This is a genomic window from Stenotrophomonas sp. 82F1, assembly GCF_056861525.1.
The window spans coordinates 73,416-87,655 of record NZ_JBSPUD010000012.1 but is presented as its reverse complement, the minus strand read 5'-3'; the positions used below and the strand labels follow the sequence as shown (position 1 = coordinate 87,655).

Genomic DNA, 14,240 nt, shown 5'->3' with positions numbered 1-14,240 from the left:
GGTTATGCTGCGACCCGAATGGCCCCCATGACCCCGACCCACGCCCCCCAGCTCGAACAGGACGCTCAGGATCCGGGACTGATCCGGCTGTCCGGCCACTGGACCCTGAAGACCGCGCTGGCCGCGGCCGAAGTGCTGCGTGGCGTTCCGGACACGCTGACCGGCATCGACGCCACCGGCATCGAGCTGCTCGACTCCGCTGGCGTACTGCAGGTGCTGCGCGTCGCCCATCGCGCTGACCTGAGCGAAGACGCCCTGCGGTTCCGCCCGGACCACCAGGCGCTGGTGTGCACCATCGAAGAAGTGGCCGACGACCGTCCGAAGCCGAAACGCGACTTCGGCGTGCTGGCGGCGCTGGAGCGGCTGGGCGTCAGCGTCCATGCCACGGGCCACAACATCAAGGCGCTGTGCAGCTTCCTCGGTGAGAACCTGGTCAAGGCCGCACGCTTGGTCAAGGAACCCCGACGTTTCCGCCTGACCGCGACCGTGCACCAGATGGAGCAGGTCGGGCTGGACGCCGTGCCGCTGGTCGCGCTGCTGTCCTACCTGGTCGGCGCAGTGATCGCCTTCCTCGGCTCGACCATCCTGCGCGATTTCGGCGCGGAGATCTTCGTGGTCGAACTGGTGAACATCGCCTTCCTGCGCGAATTCGCCGTGCTGCTGACCGCGATCGTGCTGGCCGGCCGCACTGCCAGTGCGTTCACCGCGCAGATCGGTGCAATGAAGGCACGCGAGGAAATCGATGCGATGCGCACCCTGGGGCTCGACCCCATCGACCTGCTGGTGCTGCCGCGCCTGGTCGCGCTGCTGGTGACGCTGCCGTTGCTGACCTTCATCGCGATGATCGCCGGCCTGGCCGGTGGTATCACCGTCGGCGCGTTCGACCTCGACATCCCGCCGCAGATGTACATCGCGCGCATGCACGACACCATGGAAGTGCGGCACATGCTGGTCGGCCTGTCCAAGGCGCCGGTATTCGCGCTGGTGATCGGCCTGATTGGCTGCCTGGAAGGCCTGAAGGTGGAAGGCACCGCGCAATCGGTCGGCGAGCGCACCACCTCCAGCGTGGTGCAGACGATCTCGCTGGTGATCATCATCGACGCCTTCGCGGCGTTGTGGTTCATGCACATGGACTGGTGACATGAGCACGCATCCGATCCCCGAAGAAGTGCCCATGCAGGACGACGACGGCCACGACCTGGCCATCCGCGTGCGCGGGCTGGTCAACCGCTTTGGCAGCCAGACCGTGCACGAAGGGCTGGACCTGGACGTGCGCCGTGGCGAGATCCTTGGCGTGGTAGGTGGTTCGGGCACCGGCAAATCGGTGCTGATGCGCTCGATCCTGGGCCTGCGCGTGCCGGATGAAGGGCAGATCGAAGTGCTCGGCCGCGACGCGCGTGCCGACGACGCCGAGAGCCGCCTGCACATCGAACGCAATACCGGCGTGCTGTTCCAGGACGGCGCCCTGTTCTCCTCGCTGACCGTCGGCGAAAACGTGCAGGTGCCGCTGAAGGAACACCACCGCGAACTGCCCGAGCGCTGGCACTACGAGCTGGCCCTGCTGAAGGTGAAACTGGCCGGTCTGCCCGCCGATGCGATCAACAAGCTGCCCTCGCAGCTGTCCGGCGGCATGCGTAAGCGCGCCGGCCTGGCACGTGCGCTGGCGCTGGATCCGCCGCTGCTGTTCCTGGACGAACCGACCGCCGGACTGGACCCGATCGGTGCGGCCGCGTTCGATCGCCTGATCAAGACCCTGCAGGAAGCGTTGGGGCTGACCGTGTTCCTGATCACCCACGACCTGGACACGCTGTATGCGATCTGCGACCGGGTGGCGGTCATCGCCGACCGCAAGGTGGTGGCCAATGCGCCGCTGCCGGAAATCGAGAGACTGGATCATCCGTGGATCCAGGAATACTTCCACGGACCCCGCGCGCGCGCCGCGCGTGGCGAACAGATCGAGAGTGCCTGAGCCATGGAAACAAAAGCCAACTACGTGCTGATCGGCGCGTTCACCCTGATCACCGGCCTGGCCCTGCTGGCCTTCGGCCTGTGGGCCGCCAAGTACTCCTCCGACCGCACCTGGCAGGAATACCGGGTAGTGTTCCGTGAAGCGGTGACCGGCCTGTCGGTCGGCAGCCCGGTGCAGTACAACGGCATCGCGGTGGGTTCGATCACCGAACTGAACCTGGTGCCGGACGATCCGCGCCAGGTGGTCGCGCGCATCCGCCTGAACTCGACCACGCCGGTCAAGACCGATACCCGCGCCAAGCTGGCGATCACCAGCCTGACCGGCCCGTCGATCATCCAGCTCAGCGGCGGCACGCCGCAGTCGCCGGCGCTGACCACGGTCAACAAGGACCCGGCACCGATCATCCCGACCACACCGTCGGCGCTGCAGAACATCACCGACGTGGCCAACCGCATCGTCGAGCGCATGGACCAGATCCTCAGCGACCGCAATGTCGCCTCGATCAACGCCACCCTGGCCAACCTGGAAACGATCAGTGGCGGCCTCGCCGACCGTGACCAGGGCACGCAGTCGCTGCTGCTCAGCGCGCGCGATGCCGCGCGCAGCCTGGACGCCACCCTGAAGACCACCAACGGCACCATCGAGCGCCTGGACAAGAACCTGGTGCAGCAGCTGCCGGGCATCATCGACAAGCTCGACGCCACCCTGGCCAAGCTTGACTCGGCCGCCGGCAATGCCGATTCGATCCTTGGCGAGAACCGCGCAGCCATCAACAGCTTCGCCAATGACGGCCTGGGCCAGCTCGGCCCGACCCTGGGTGAACTGCGTGGCCTGATCCGCGACCTGCGCCGGGTCAGCGACCGTCTCGAGAACAACCCCGCGCGCTACTTGCTCGGCCGCGACGCCCCGAAGGAGTTCGAACCCAAATGAGCCCGACCACCCTTCCGCGCCTGTTGCTGGCAGCGTCGCTGTCCACCCTGCTGGGTGGCTGCTCGATCCTCGGCAGCGGCGACAAGAACCCCGTCACCCTGTATTCGCCGGCCGTGCAGGTCAAGGTCGACCCCAGCTGGCCGCAGGCCGACTGGCAGCTGGTGCTGGCCAAGCCCAGCGCCGCGCGCATGGTCGACAGCCCGCGCATCAACGTGCGGCCGACGCCGTCCGAGCTGGAGATCTACAAGGGCGCCAGCTGGGCACAGCCGGCCACCGACATGATCGAAGACACCCTGCTGCGCGGCTTCGAGGATTCCGGCCGCATCCACGGCGTGGCCCGCGTTGCCGCCGGCATCCGCGCCGACTACAAGCTGTCCACCGATGTCCGTCGCTTCGAATCGGACTATCAGGGGCAGGCAACGCCCACGGTCGTCATCGAGATCAACGCCAAGCTGATCGATGTGACCAACCAGCGCGTGGTCGCCGACCGCACCTTCCGCCAGCTGCAGCCGGTGGGCAGCACCGAGGTAGCCGCAGTGGCAGCGGCGTTCGAGCGTGGCCTGCAGCAGGTGGCGCAGGACGTGGTGGGCTGGACGCTGACCAGCGGGCAGAACGACAAGCAGGCGCTGAAGCGCTGATCTGTTTCCGCTGATTGCGCCGGGCCTGGTCCTGCGAAACGGGTAGATCCACGCCATGCGTGGATGAATCGTCCGGGACCGTCGTCAGGTCCGCGGCGTGATCCAGCGGAACGTCAGGTTGATGCGTTCACCCTGCACCCGCGCCATCTTCGGCAGCGCGTGCTGGTAGTGGCGCTGGGTCTGCCCGGCCATCAACAGCAGATCGCCGTGGCCGAGCAGGTACTCGGCCTTGCGCGCAGGATCGTCACGTCGGCGCAGCAGGAACCGTCGCGCTGCTCCCAGACTCAAGGAGGCGATCAGCGGCGCAGGCCCCAGCTCGGGTTCGTCGTCGCTGTGCCAGCCCATGTAGTCGGTGCCGCCGCGATAGCGGTTGAGCAGCACGCTGTTGAATCGACCCACGCCCTCGAGCTGCAGCCGGTCGCGCAGCGCGGACAGCAGTGGCGGCCACGGATGGGGCACGAACTCGGCGCCTGAATAGCGGTAGCGCGCCTGCGGATCGCCGATCCAGCAGCTGAGCCGGGGTGAATCGACCCAGCTGCCGAACATGCGGATGCGGTGCGTTTCCCATGGGATTTCGGCTTGCAGTGCCTGCTGCAGGGCATCGGCCTGTCCACCAGGCAACCAGCTTGGCAAATGGCGGACGTCAGCGTCGGGAATGTCGGTCGGGAACAGCATGGCGCCATGCCTGCAGCTGAAATCTACTCCAGATTGCCTGATTTGCCCGCTTCATTCACAGGCGGGACAATGCTCCACCTCCACACCGTCTTCCCATGCAACTGATGCCGCGCCTTACATCCTGTCAGTCCTGCCCCGCATCTGATGACCGGGGGGGGCGATGAAACTGCTCCGCTACCTGGGCGCAATCCAACGCTCGGTTCAGCGCCATGGAGGCGGATTGCCCGGGCTCTGGTCGGTCATCACTCGCGCATTGAGGATTGCTCGGGCCATGGGTATAGGGGGACTACTGCACCGCGTGCGAGCTTCCGGCAGCGATCAGCGCCCGAGTGCTTCACCGCCGTGCGACGCGCCATTGCCAGCGCCAGTCCCGCTGGAGCAGATTTCACTGAAGGTCGGGGTGATGGTGCACGTGTTCTATCCGGACCTCATTGAGGAGCTGGCCCGCTCGCTGGAACAGATGCCAATCCCCTTCACGCTTATGGTCTCGGTGGTGGATGACGCTGCCGCTGAGCAGGCTCGTGCACGGTTTGCGCGGCTTCCCCTGCTCAGCGACCTGCAGGTAGCGAAGGTGGCCAACCGTGGCCGCGACATCGCGCCTCTGCTGCTGGCGTTCGAAGACCGCATCCGCGAGCTGGACGTGGTGGGACATATACATACAAAGAAGTCTCTTTACACCGGTAGCTCCCAGGAACAATGGCGCAAGTACCTGCTGGCGTCGCTGTTCGGTGACCGCGAACGCCTGGCATGGATGTTCGGCGTGCTGCAGGCAGCGCCGGATATGGGGCTGATCTATCCGGAAACCCATTCGTCGCTGCCGCCATGGGCACACACTTGGCTGTCCAACGTTTCGGTCGGCCGCACACTGAGCGCTCGTCTTGGCCTGGGGTGGGAGAGTACGGGCTACTTCGATTACCCCGCCGGTTCGATGTTCTGGGCGCGGGTGGATGCCCTCCGCCCCCTGTTCGAGCTGGAACTTTCGCTGGATGATTTCCCTGTGGAGGCGGGCCAGATCGATGGCACGCTGCAGCATGCGATCGAACGGCTTTTCGCGTTGATCGCTCGTGATCGCGGCTACCGGATCGGCGTGCTGCCAACTGATGGCAGCCGCCACATGGCCGTTGAAGGTGAGCGCAACGCCGGGGCCGCGTTCAGGTATCCGCTGGCCGAACAACTGCGGATGGCGGCCATCGAAGCTCGGGTTGTGACTCTGGATGTATTCGACACACTGGTGCTGCGTCCCTTCATGACTCCAAACGGCGCCCGCCAACTGCTGGCGCTACGTGCCGAGCGCTTGACGGGAGTTGCTACCTTCGCCGAGATCCGAGAAGACGCGGAAATCGCACAAAGGCAACGTTTGGGCCGCGACCCTGATCTGGCCGAGATCTACCAGCAGATGGGTCGCTTGGCGCGCCTTGGCGACGACATGACCCAACGCCTGCTGGCGCTGGAAGTGCAGATGGAACGGGATCTGTTGCGCTCGCGCCAGGCGATGTTGGAGGCGCTACCGGTGCTGGCCGGAAAACGGCTGGTCGCTCTGTCGGACATGTATCTGCCCAAGGCCGTTCTACGCGACGTACTGCCACCGGAGGTGCAGGCCGTTACCGACGAGTGGTGGGTTTCCTGTGAAACCGGGTCCCGCAAGGATGCTGACAACAGCTGGTCGCAATGGGCAGGGCGACTGATGACGCCGCCTGGACGCTGGCTGCATGTGGGCGACAACGAACACGCCGATGTCCAGTTGCCTCAGCGTGCCGGCCTGATCAATCCAGTCCATGTGCTGCGTCCTGCCGTGTTGTTCGACATGGTCCCTGCGCTGCGCTCCCTGCGCCATCCTGCAGCAGCACAGGCGCCTTGGCCTGAGCAGCTATGGCGGGGTCTGCTCGCCAACCGCTTCGCGTATATGGCCGACACAGCCCCGCATCGCGTGTACCCGACGCCGCAGCTTGACGCGGAGGATGCAGGCTACTGCGTGCTGGGCCCCATGCTGCTTGATTTCCTGCTGACCACCGCCGCTACCGCCCGTCAGCGGGGTATCGGTTCAATCCTGCTACTTGCTCGTGAAGGCTATCTGCTGGAGCAGGCCTGGATGCTGTTGGCCAAGGTTCATCCCGGCATGCGTGCACTGCGCGCTGAGTATTTCCTTGCATCGCGGCGCTCCACTGCCTTGCCAGCGCTGGCCGCGGATGCAGATCTGTCTGCCGTGCTGGCTGGCAGCTTCAACGGCTGCGTGCGCCAACTTCTTGTAGCTCGCCTTGGCTCACAGGCCGTGGAAGTCATTGCCCGGGTTGACCCTACGCTGCTGGAGCGCGATGTTTTCCTGCCTGAAATGGCAGACACGCTCTCGCTGTGGCTGGAACCTGCGCTTCCCGCCCTCCTTGAGCTGGCCCGGCAGAGTCAGCAGGACTGGCAAGCGCATCTGTCAAAGGCCACTGGCGGCCAGCCGGCGATGGTTGTCGACCTGGGCTATGCAGGGACCATCCAGCGCAATCTGATACGCCTCAGCGGCGAACCGATAGGCGGCCAGTACTTCGCATTGCGGGAAACGGCCAAGCAGTTGAATGGGTTGGGCTGGGCCGAAGCACGCTACTTCGACGGCCGCACGGACACCGCTGGGTCATCCTTGATCCTAGAGCACGATCTTCTGCTGGAGGCATTGCTGAGTGCCCCATACGGCCAGTTCAATGGCTACTTCCGCGACGCGAGCGGAATGGTGCACGGCGAGTTCGGCGAACAGACCCTCGGAGAGCCCGGACTGGAAGCTCTGGCTGCGGTGCAGACCGGCGCGCTCTCATTCATCAACGATACCTGCTCGGCCGTCGACGCCAACGTTGCCGACATCACACTGGACAAGTGTGCAGTACTTGAACCGCTGCGCCTGCTCGCCGAGGGAAAATGGCAGGCAGGCGCTTGGCTGCAGGAGCTGGCCACCGAAGACGACTTCAGCGGCCGTGGCAAGGTAAACGTGAGCAGTACCTACTGACGGAATGCAACGCCCGTCTTTTCCTTCAACTCGTCATCGCCAACGCCCGGCGCGGCTTCCACCAGCACCAGACCGTCATCGGTCACATCGAATACCGCCAGGTCGGTGATGATGCGATCGACCACGCCCACGCCGGTCAACGGCAGCGTGCACTCGGGCAGGATCTTGTGTTCGCCGTTCTTGGCGGTGTGCTCCATCAGCACCACCACGCGCTGCACGCCAGCCACCAGGTCCATCGCGCCGCCCATGCCCTTGACCATCTTGCCGGGCACCATCCAGTTGGCCAAGTCGCCCTTGTCGGTCACCTGCATCGCGCCGAGGATGGCGAGGTTGACGTGGCCACCACGGATCATCGCAAAGCTGTCATGGCTGCCGAAGTAGCTGGCACCGGCGCGCGCGGTCACGGTCTGCTTGCCGGCATTGATCAGGTCTGCATCGACTTCGTCCTCGGTCGGGAACGGGCCGATGCCCAACAGGCCGTTTTCCGATTGCAGCCACACGTCCACGCCTGCGGGGATGTGGTTGGCCACCAGCGTCGGCAGGCCGATGCCCAGGTTCACGTAGGCGCCATCGGTCAGTTCACGCGCAGCGCGCGCCGCCATCTCGTCGCGGGTCCATGCCATGTCAGTTGCCCTCCGCACGGATGGTGCGCTGTTCGATACGTTTTTCAGGGGTGGGGTTGTGCACGATGCGGTGCACGTAGATGCCCGGCAGGTGCACCTGGTCCGGATCGATGCTGCCGACCGGCACCACCTCCTCCACTTCCACGATGCAGACCTTGCCGGCCATCGCGCAGGCCGGGTTGAAGTTGCGCGCGGTCTTGCGGAACACCAGGTTGCCGGCCTCGTCGGCCTTCCACGCCTTGACCAAGGCGACGTCGGCGCGCAGCGCGGTTTCCATCACGTAGTGCTTGCCGTCGAACTCACGGGTTTCCTTGCCTTCGGCCACCACCGTGCCGTAACCGGTGGCGGTGAAGAACGCCGGAATACCCGCACCGCCGGCACGCAGGCGCTCGGCCAGGGTGCCCTGCGGATTGAATTCCAGCTCCAGTTCGCCGGCCAGGAACTGCCGTTCGAACTCCTTGTTCTCGCCCACGTAGGACGAAATCATCTTCTTGATCTGCCGGGTTTCCAGCAGCTGGCCCAGGCCGAAGCCATCCACGCCCGCGTTGTTGGAGATCACGGTCAGGCCCTTGGCGCCACTGTCGCGCAGCGAGGCGATCAGTGCCTCGGGAATACCGCACAGGCCGAAGCCACCCACGGCCAGAACCTGGCCATCAGCGACCACGCCCTGCAGGGCATCCGCCGCAGAGGCGAAACGCTTGCTGCGCGTGCCGCTGGAAGTCGATTGCTGCATCTCTACTGCCCTACCCGGTGAGAATGCCGCCATTCTAGCGGCACACCCGTTGCCGGCTGGGATGCGCCGCAGCATGAACCAGCATGCCGGGCCCTCAGTCCGTAGAATGTCCGCTTCCCCGCTTGCGGTGCCCCTGGCAACGCGTGCTGCAGATGGAGAGGACAGGACGACGCATGGCCGTAGTATTCACCGGAGGGGAACTGTCCCGCTGGCTGGATGCCGGGACACTGGGAAAGGGCAACCACCTCGTTTCGGCAGTGCGTGAACTGCGCTACCTGTCACCGCTGCTGACCGCCCAGCTCGAGGGCTGGCAGGTGTCGATCGACCTGGACGCCAGCGCCCGCACACCGCACAGCTCCCTGCAGAGTCGCTGCACCTGTCCGGCGGGCGGGCACTGCGAGCATGTCGCCGCCGTGCTGCTGGCCGCGCTGCAGAACTCACTGGAGGGTGAACCGGGTTCGCTGCGTGCGGCCGCCAATCCGATACTGCCCACCCTGCAGACCCAGGCGATGACGCCGATCCTGCATCTGCACAGCATGGAATACCGTCCTGCCTGGCTCACCGAACGGGACCCCTCGCAGTGGCTCGACGTCGCCACCGTCGCTTTCGAGTACGACGAGCACGTACGTTTTCTCGATGACCCGTCGCTGTTCGTGCATGGCGCCGAAGGCCAGCTCTACCTGCTGCCGCGCGACCTGGCCGGGGAGGCACGGCGCGAAGCTGAACTGAACAGCGTCCACCTGCACCGCGAGCGGCAACCGCGCATCGTGCTGGAGGGCGGCGGTCCGTTGTTCGAGCTGCGCAGTTTCGACTGGACCCGCTTCCTGCTGGAGGATGTGCTGCGGCTGGAAGCGCTGGGCTGGAAGATCGAGACCGACGATGCCTTCCGTCATCGCATCACCCGGGTGGAGGAGATCGACCTGGATGTACGGTCGGTGCCCACCGACAACTCCGCGTTCGACCTGGCCCTGACCATCGACATCGATGGCCGCAGCATTGCGCTGGCTCCGCTGTTGCAGGGCGTACTGCAGTCCGATCCGCGCTGGCTGCGCGGCCAGCTGGACGCGATCGGCGATGACGAGAACGTACTGCTGACGACAGCGGGCAATGAACGTCTTGCCCTGCGGGCAGCCCGGCTGAAACCGGTGATCGCGCTGCTGGCGGATCTGTTCGGCGACCGCGGGCAACCGCTGCGCCTGCAGGCGCACGACCGCGGACGCCTGCTGGCACTGCAGGACGCCGCGCAGCTGCGACTGCACAGCAGCAACGATACCCGCGCACGCGTGCAACGCCTGCTGGACGCACCGGCGATGACCGCAGTCCCAGCGCCCCAGGGCTTGCGCGCGACGCTGCGCAGCTACCAGCTTGAAGGCCTGTCCTGGCTGCAGTACCTGCGCCAGCAGGGCCTGGGCGGCGTGCTGGCCGATGACATGGGCCTGGGCAAGACACTGCAGACCCTGGCCCATCTCCTGGTTGAAAAGCAGAGCGGCCGCCTGGACAAGCCGGCGCTGGTGGTCGTGCCAACCTCATTGCTGCACAACTGGCAGAGTGAAGCGGCGCGCTTCACTCCGGATCTGCGCGTCCTGACCCTGCACGGGCCTGGGCGTGACACGCAGTTCGATGCCATTGCCGCACATGATCTGATACTGACCACCTATCCCCTGCTCTGGCGCGACGAACACGCGCTGCAGGCGCACACCTATCACCTGCTGATCCTGGACGAGGCACAGCAGGTGAAGAACCCCAGGTCGCGTGCAGCGGCCACGCTGCGCACGCTGCTGGCCCGTCATCGACTGTGCCTGACCGGCACTCCGCTGGAAAACCATCTGGGCGAGCTGTGGACGCAGTTCGACTTCCTGCTGCCCGGGCTGCTCGGCAGCGAAAAGCAGTTCAACCAGCACTGGCGCCACCCCATCGAGCGCGGCAGCGACCGCCGGCGTGCACAGCTGCTGGCCCAGCGCCTGCGCCCTTTCATCCTGCGCCGACGCAAGGACCAGGTCGCCTCCGAACTTCCGCCGAAGACGGTCATCACCCGCACGGTAGCGATGGAAGGCGGCCAGCGCGAACTGTACGAAACCGTGCGCGCGGCAATGGAAAAGCAGGTCCGCGACGCGATCAACGGCAGTGGGCTTGCACGCAATCACATCGTGGTGCTGGACGCGCTGCTGAAACTGCGCCAGGTCTGCTGCGATCCGCGTCTGCTGCCAGGCGAGACACCCGCGCGCGCTGCCGGTTCGGCCAAGCTGGACCTGCTGCGCGAGATGCTGCCGTCCATGGTCGAAGAAGGACGCCGCATCCTGCTGTTCTCCCAGTTCACCGGCATGCTGGCCCTGATTGCGCAGGCATTGGATGCCCTGGGTCTGGCCTACGTGACCCTGACCGGCGACACCCAGAACCGGGTCACACCGGTGCAGCGCTTCATGCAGGGCGAGGTTCCCGTGTTCCTGATCAGCCTGAAGGCCGGCGGCGTGGGCTTGAACCTGACCGCCGCCGACACCGTCATCCACTTCGATCCGTGGTGGAACCCGGCTGCCGAGAACCAGGCCACCGACCGTGCCCATCGCATCGGCCAGGATCAGCCTGTGTTCGTCTACAAGCTGATCGCCGCCGGCAGCGTCGAGGAACGGATCGCCGAGCTGCAGCAGCGCAAGGCCGACCTGGCCGACGCGATCCTGGAAGGTGGTGGGGGCACGGGGCCGCGCTTCGATGCAGCCGATCTGGAGGCACTGCTGTCTCCCCTGCCCGGCGCGCCTGCAAAGCGCCCCGCGCGCAAACGCCGGTCCGCCCACACGTGACAGCTTCGGCGGTCAGGCGGCGTTGGGGCTATGGAAACGATTCCCATACAAGGCTGGGATTACACTAGCCAACTGATCTGACAAAGGATTCCAGCGATGCCCCTGCCCGCCTTCAAGGCTTATGACATCCGCGGCCGCGTGCCGGAAGAACTGAACGAAGACCTCGCCCGCCGGATCGGTGTGGCCTTGGCCGATCAGTTGTCGCCCGGGCCGGTGGTGGTGGGGCACGACGTGCGCCTGACCAGTCCGGCACTGCAGGACGCGCTGGCGGTGGGCCTGCGCGGCGCGGGCCGGGAAGTGATCGACATCGGCCTGTGCGGCACCGAGGAGGTCTACTTCCAGACCGACCATCGCGGTGCAGCAGGCGGCGTGATGGTCACCGCCAGCCACAACCCGATGGACTACAACGGCATGAAGCTGGTCAAGGAGAACGCGCGCCCGATCAGCTCGGACACCGGCCTGTTCGCGATCTCCGATGCGGTGGCCGCCGATACCGCGCCCGCCGCACCGGCCAAGGCAGGGCAGACCGCCCAGCACGACAAAAGCGCCTACATCCAGCACTTGCTGTCCTATGTCGATGTCAACAAGCTGAAGCCGCTGAAGCTGGTGGTGAACGCCGGCAACGGCGGCGCCGGCGCCATCGTCGACCTGCTGTCACCGCATCTGCCGTTCGAGTTCATCCGCATCTGCCACGAACCCGATGGCAACTTCCCCAACGGCATTCCCAATCCACTGCTGCAGGAGAACCGCGCTGCGACTGCCGAGGCGGTTCGCGAGCACGGCGCCGACTTCGGCATTGCCTGGGACGGCGACTTCGACCGCTGCTTCTTCTTTGACCACAGCGGGCGCTTCATCGAGGGCTACTATCTCGTCGGCCTGCTGGCCAAGGCGGCGCTGGACCGCAACCCGGGCGGCAAGATCGTGCATGACCCACGCCTGGTCTGGAACACCGTGGAGATGGTCGAACAGGCCGGCGGCGTGCCGGTGTTGTGCAAGAGCGGCCATGCTTTCATCAAGGAAAAGATGCGCGCAGAGGATGCGGTGTACGGCGGCGAAATGAGCGCCCATCACTACTTCCGCGAATTCGCCTATGCCGACTCGGGCATGATCCCTTGGCTGCTGATCGCCCAGCTGATTTCCGAAAGCGGCCGTTCGCTGGCCGACTGGGTGGAGGACCGCATGGCGGCGTACCCGTGCAGTGGCGAGATCAACTTCAAGGTCAGCGATGCGAAGGCGTCCGTGGCCCGCGTGATGGAACACTTCGCCGCGCAGTCGCCGGCGCTGGACCATACCGATGGCATCAGTGCCGACTTCGGCGACTGGCGTTTCAACCTGCGCAGTTCCAACACCGAACCGCTGCTGCGCCTGAACGTGGAATCGCGCGGGGATGCGGCGCTGATGCAGGCGCGCACCGATGAAATCGCCGCGCTGTTGAAGGCCTGAGCGGAGATGTCGCGATGAACACCGTCCAGCCTGTCATCCTCTCCGGGGGCTCCGGCACCCGCCTGTGGCCCCTGTCGCGCGAGGCGTACCCCAAGCAGTTCCTGCCTCTGGCCGGTGAGCTGACGATGCTGCAGGCAACGTGGCAGCGCGTGGCCCCCATCGCCAGCCGCGGCCCGCTGGTCATTGCCAACGAGGAACACCGCTTCGTTGCGGCCGAACAACTGCAGCAGGTCGGCGCCGAGCCGGCCGCGATCATCCTCGAGCCGGTTGGCCGCAACACCGCCCCGGCGATTGCCGTGGCCGCGCTGGAAGCCACCCGTGATGGCGCCGATGCGCTGTTGCTGGTGCTGCCCTCCGATCACGTGATCACCGATGAGGCCGCCTTCCGTGCGGCGGTGCAGGCGGCTTCCAGCGCCGCTGAAGCCGGCAAGCTGGTCACCTTCGGTATCGTGCCGACCGGCCCGGAAACCGGCTACGGCTACATCAAGGCCGCCGATGGCCAGGGCGTGCGCGCAGTCGAACGCTTCGTCGAAAAGCCCGATCTGGACACCGCCACCGGCTACGTGGCCAGTGGCCAGTACTACTGGAACAGCGGCATGTTCCTGTTCAAGGCCTCGCGCTACCTGCAGGAGCTGGAACGCCTGCAGCCGGCCATGTTGTCGGCCTGCCGCACGGCATGGGAGGGCGCGCGCCGCGATGCCGACTTCACCCGGCTGGACAAGGACGCGTTCACTGCGGTGCCGTCCGATTCGATCGATTACGCCGTGATGGAAAAGACCGCCGATGCGGTGGTAGTGCCGTTGGATGCCGGCTGGAACGACGTTGGCTCCTGGACCGCACTGCGCGATGTCTCGCAGCAGGATGGCGACGGCAATGCGCACCAGGGCGATGTGATCGCCATCGACTGCCGCAACACCTATGCCTACGGCCAACGCCTGGTGGCAATGGTCGGGCTGGATGATGTGATCGTGGTCGAGACCGACGATGCAGTGCTGGTCGGCAAGGCCGATCGCATGCAGGAGGTCAAGACGGTGGTGGCGAAGCTGAAGGCTGATGGTCGCAGCGAAGCCACCTGGCATCGCAAGGTGTACCGCCCATGGGGGGCCTACGACTCGATCGACAACGGCGAGCGTTTCCAGGTCAAGCGCATCACGGTCAAGCCGGGTGGTACGCTGAGCCTGCAGATGCATCACCACCGTGCCGAGCACTGGATCGTGGTCAGCGGTACGGCCGAGGTCACCCGTGGCGATGAAGTGATCCTGCTGAGCGAGAACCAGAGCACCTACATCCCGCTGGGCGTGACCCATCGCCTGCGCAACCCGGGCAAGCTGCCGCTGGAGCTGATTGAAGTGCAGTCAGGCAGTTATCTGGGCGAAGACGATATCGTGCGCTTCGAGGATACGTACGGACGCAGTTGAGTCGTCGCCCTGCGGTGGGTGCCGACCGTTGGT

Annotated in this window: 11 protein-coding genes; 8 read left to right on the top strand and 3 right to left on the bottom strand. The window is 65.7% G+C overall.

Features of this window, described 5'->3' with window-relative positions:
• Positions 1–18 precede the first annotated feature (18 nt).
• The 4 genes from AC13GI_RS13250 to AC13GI_RS13235 are packed head-to-tail and all read left to right on the top strand — an operon-like array spanning position 19 to position 3,537.
• Positions 19–1,140, top strand: a complete 1,122-nt coding sequence (locus tag AC13GI_RS13250; protein WP_205405330.1) for an MlaE family ABC transporter permease — start codon at positions 19–21, stop codon at positions 1,138–1,140.
• 1 nt (position 1,141) lies between these two features.
• Positions 1,142–1,969, top strand: coding sequence for an ABC transporter ATP-binding protein (locus tag AC13GI_RS13245; protein ID WP_053442492.1), 828 nt, complete (start codon positions 1,142–1,144; stop codon positions 1,967–1,969).
• Positions 1,970–1,972: 3 nt separating this feature from the next.
• Positions 1,973–2,899, top strand: a complete 927-nt coding sequence (locus tag AC13GI_RS13240) for an MlaD family protein (protein WP_025878489.1) — start codon at positions 1,973–1,975, stop codon at positions 2,897–2,899.
• Positions 2,896–3,537, top strand: a complete 642-nt coding sequence (locus AC13GI_RS13235; RefSeq protein WP_482996538.1) for an ABC-type transport auxiliary lipoprotein family protein — start codon at positions 2,896–2,898, stop codon at positions 3,535–3,537. The genes AC13GI_RS13240 and AC13GI_RS13235 overlap by 4 nt, the downstream gene beginning before the upstream one ends.
• An 84-nt stretch (positions 3,538–3,621) precedes the next feature.
• On the opposite strand, the gene AC13GI_RS13230 is transcribed toward AC13GI_RS13235, so the two are convergent.
• Positions 3,622–4,212 (bottom strand): alpha-ketoglutarate-dependent dioxygenase AlkB family protein, encoded by a 591-nt coding sequence (locus tag AC13GI_RS13230; RefSeq protein ID WP_482996537.1) that lies wholly within the window; start codon positions 4,210–4,212, stop codon positions 3,622–3,624.
• A 160-nt stretch (positions 4,213–4,372) separates the two neighbouring features.
• Between AC13GI_RS13230 and AC13GI_RS13225 the strand changes: the two genes are divergently transcribed.
• Positions 4,373–7,195, top strand: a complete 2,823-nt coding sequence (locus AC13GI_RS13225) for a rhamnan synthesis F family protein (protein ID WP_482996536.1) — start codon at positions 4,373–4,375, stop codon at positions 7,193–7,195.
• On the opposite strand, the gene AC13GI_RS13220 is transcribed toward AC13GI_RS13225, so the two are convergent.
• Positions 7,189–7,818 carry a CoA transferase subunit B gene (locus AC13GI_RS13220; protein WP_482996535.1) on the bottom strand — a complete coding sequence of 210 codons (630 nt, stop codon included), beginning with the start codon at positions 7,816–7,818 and terminating at the stop codon, positions 7,189–7,191. The two genes, AC13GI_RS13225 and AC13GI_RS13220, sit on opposite strands and share 7 nt — an antisense overlap.
• Before the next feature lies 1 nt (position 7,819).
• The gene (locus AC13GI_RS13215) at positions 7,820–8,551 is read right to left on the bottom strand and encodes a CoA transferase subunit A (protein WP_482996534.1); all 732 of its coding nucleotides are present in this window, start codon (positions 8,549–8,551) and stop codon (positions 7,820–7,822) included.
• Between the two features lie 173 nt (positions 8,552–8,724).
• On the opposite strand from AC13GI_RS13215, the gene AC13GI_RS13210 reads away from it, so the two are divergent.
• The 3 genes from AC13GI_RS13210 (at position 8,725) to AC13GI_RS13200 (ending at position 14,207) form a co-directional block, all read left to right on the top strand.
• On the top strand, positions 8,725–11,346 hold the full coding sequence (locus tag AC13GI_RS13210) for a DEAD/DEAH box helicase (RefSeq protein ID WP_482996533.1): 2,622 nt from the start codon (positions 8,725–8,727) through the stop codon (positions 11,344–11,346).
• Between the two features lie 96 nt (positions 11,347–11,442).
• Positions 11,443–12,789 carry a phosphohexomutase domain-containing protein gene (locus AC13GI_RS13205; protein WP_482996532.1) on the top strand — a complete coding sequence of 449 codons (1,347 nt, stop codon included), beginning with the start codon at positions 11,443–11,445 and terminating at the stop codon, positions 12,787–12,789.
• Between the two features lie 14 nt (positions 12,790–12,803).
• Positions 12,804–14,207 (top strand): mannose-1-phosphate guanylyltransferase/mannose-6-phosphate isomerase, encoded by a 1,404-nt coding sequence (locus tag AC13GI_RS13200; protein ID WP_099820378.1) that lies wholly within the window; start codon positions 12,804–12,806, stop codon positions 14,205–14,207.
• Positions 14,208–14,240 lie beyond the last annotated feature (33 nt).

Bases quoted from the DNA above. Each gene is read 5' to 3' on its own strand.
- AC13GI_RS13250 (WP_205405330.1), top strand. From the start codon at position 19: ATGGCCCCCATGACCCCGACCCACGCCCCCCAGCTCGAACAGGACGCT.
- AC13GI_RS13245 (WP_053442492.1), top strand. From the start codon at position 1,142: ATGAGCACGCATCCGATCCCCGAAGAAGTGCCCATGCAGGACGACGAC.
- AC13GI_RS13240 (WP_025878489.1), top strand. From the start codon at position 1,973: ATGGAAACAAAAGCCAACTACGTGCTGATCGGCGCGTTCACCCTGATC.
- AC13GI_RS13235 (WP_482996538.1), top strand. From the start codon at position 2,896: ATGAGCCCGACCACCCTTCCGCGCCTGTTGCTGGCAGCGTCGCTGTCC.
- AC13GI_RS13230 (WP_482996537.1), bottom strand. From the start codon at position 4,212: ATGCTGTTCCCGACCGACATTCCCGACGCTGACGTCCGCCATTTGCCA.
- AC13GI_RS13225 (WP_482996536.1), top strand. From the start codon at position 4,373: ATGAAACTGCTCCGCTACCTGGGCGCAATCCAACGCTCGGTTCAGCGC.
- AC13GI_RS13220 (WP_482996535.1), bottom strand. From the start codon at position 7,818: ATGGCATGGACCCGCGACGAGATGGCGGCGCGCGCTGCGCGTGAACTG.
- AC13GI_RS13215 (WP_482996534.1), bottom strand. From the start codon at position 8,551: ATGCAGCAATCGACTTCCAGCGGCACGCGCAGCAAGCGTTTCGCCTCT.
- AC13GI_RS13210 (WP_482996533.1), top strand. From the start codon at position 8,725: ATGGCCGTAGTATTCACCGGAGGGGAACTGTCCCGCTGGCTGGATGCC.
- AC13GI_RS13205 (WP_482996532.1), top strand. From the start codon at position 11,443: ATGCCCCTGCCCGCCTTCAAGGCTTATGACATCCGCGGCCGCGTGCCG.
- AC13GI_RS13200 (WP_099820378.1), top strand. From the start codon at position 12,804: ATGAACACCGTCCAGCCTGTCATCCTCTCCGGGGGCTCCGGCACCCGC.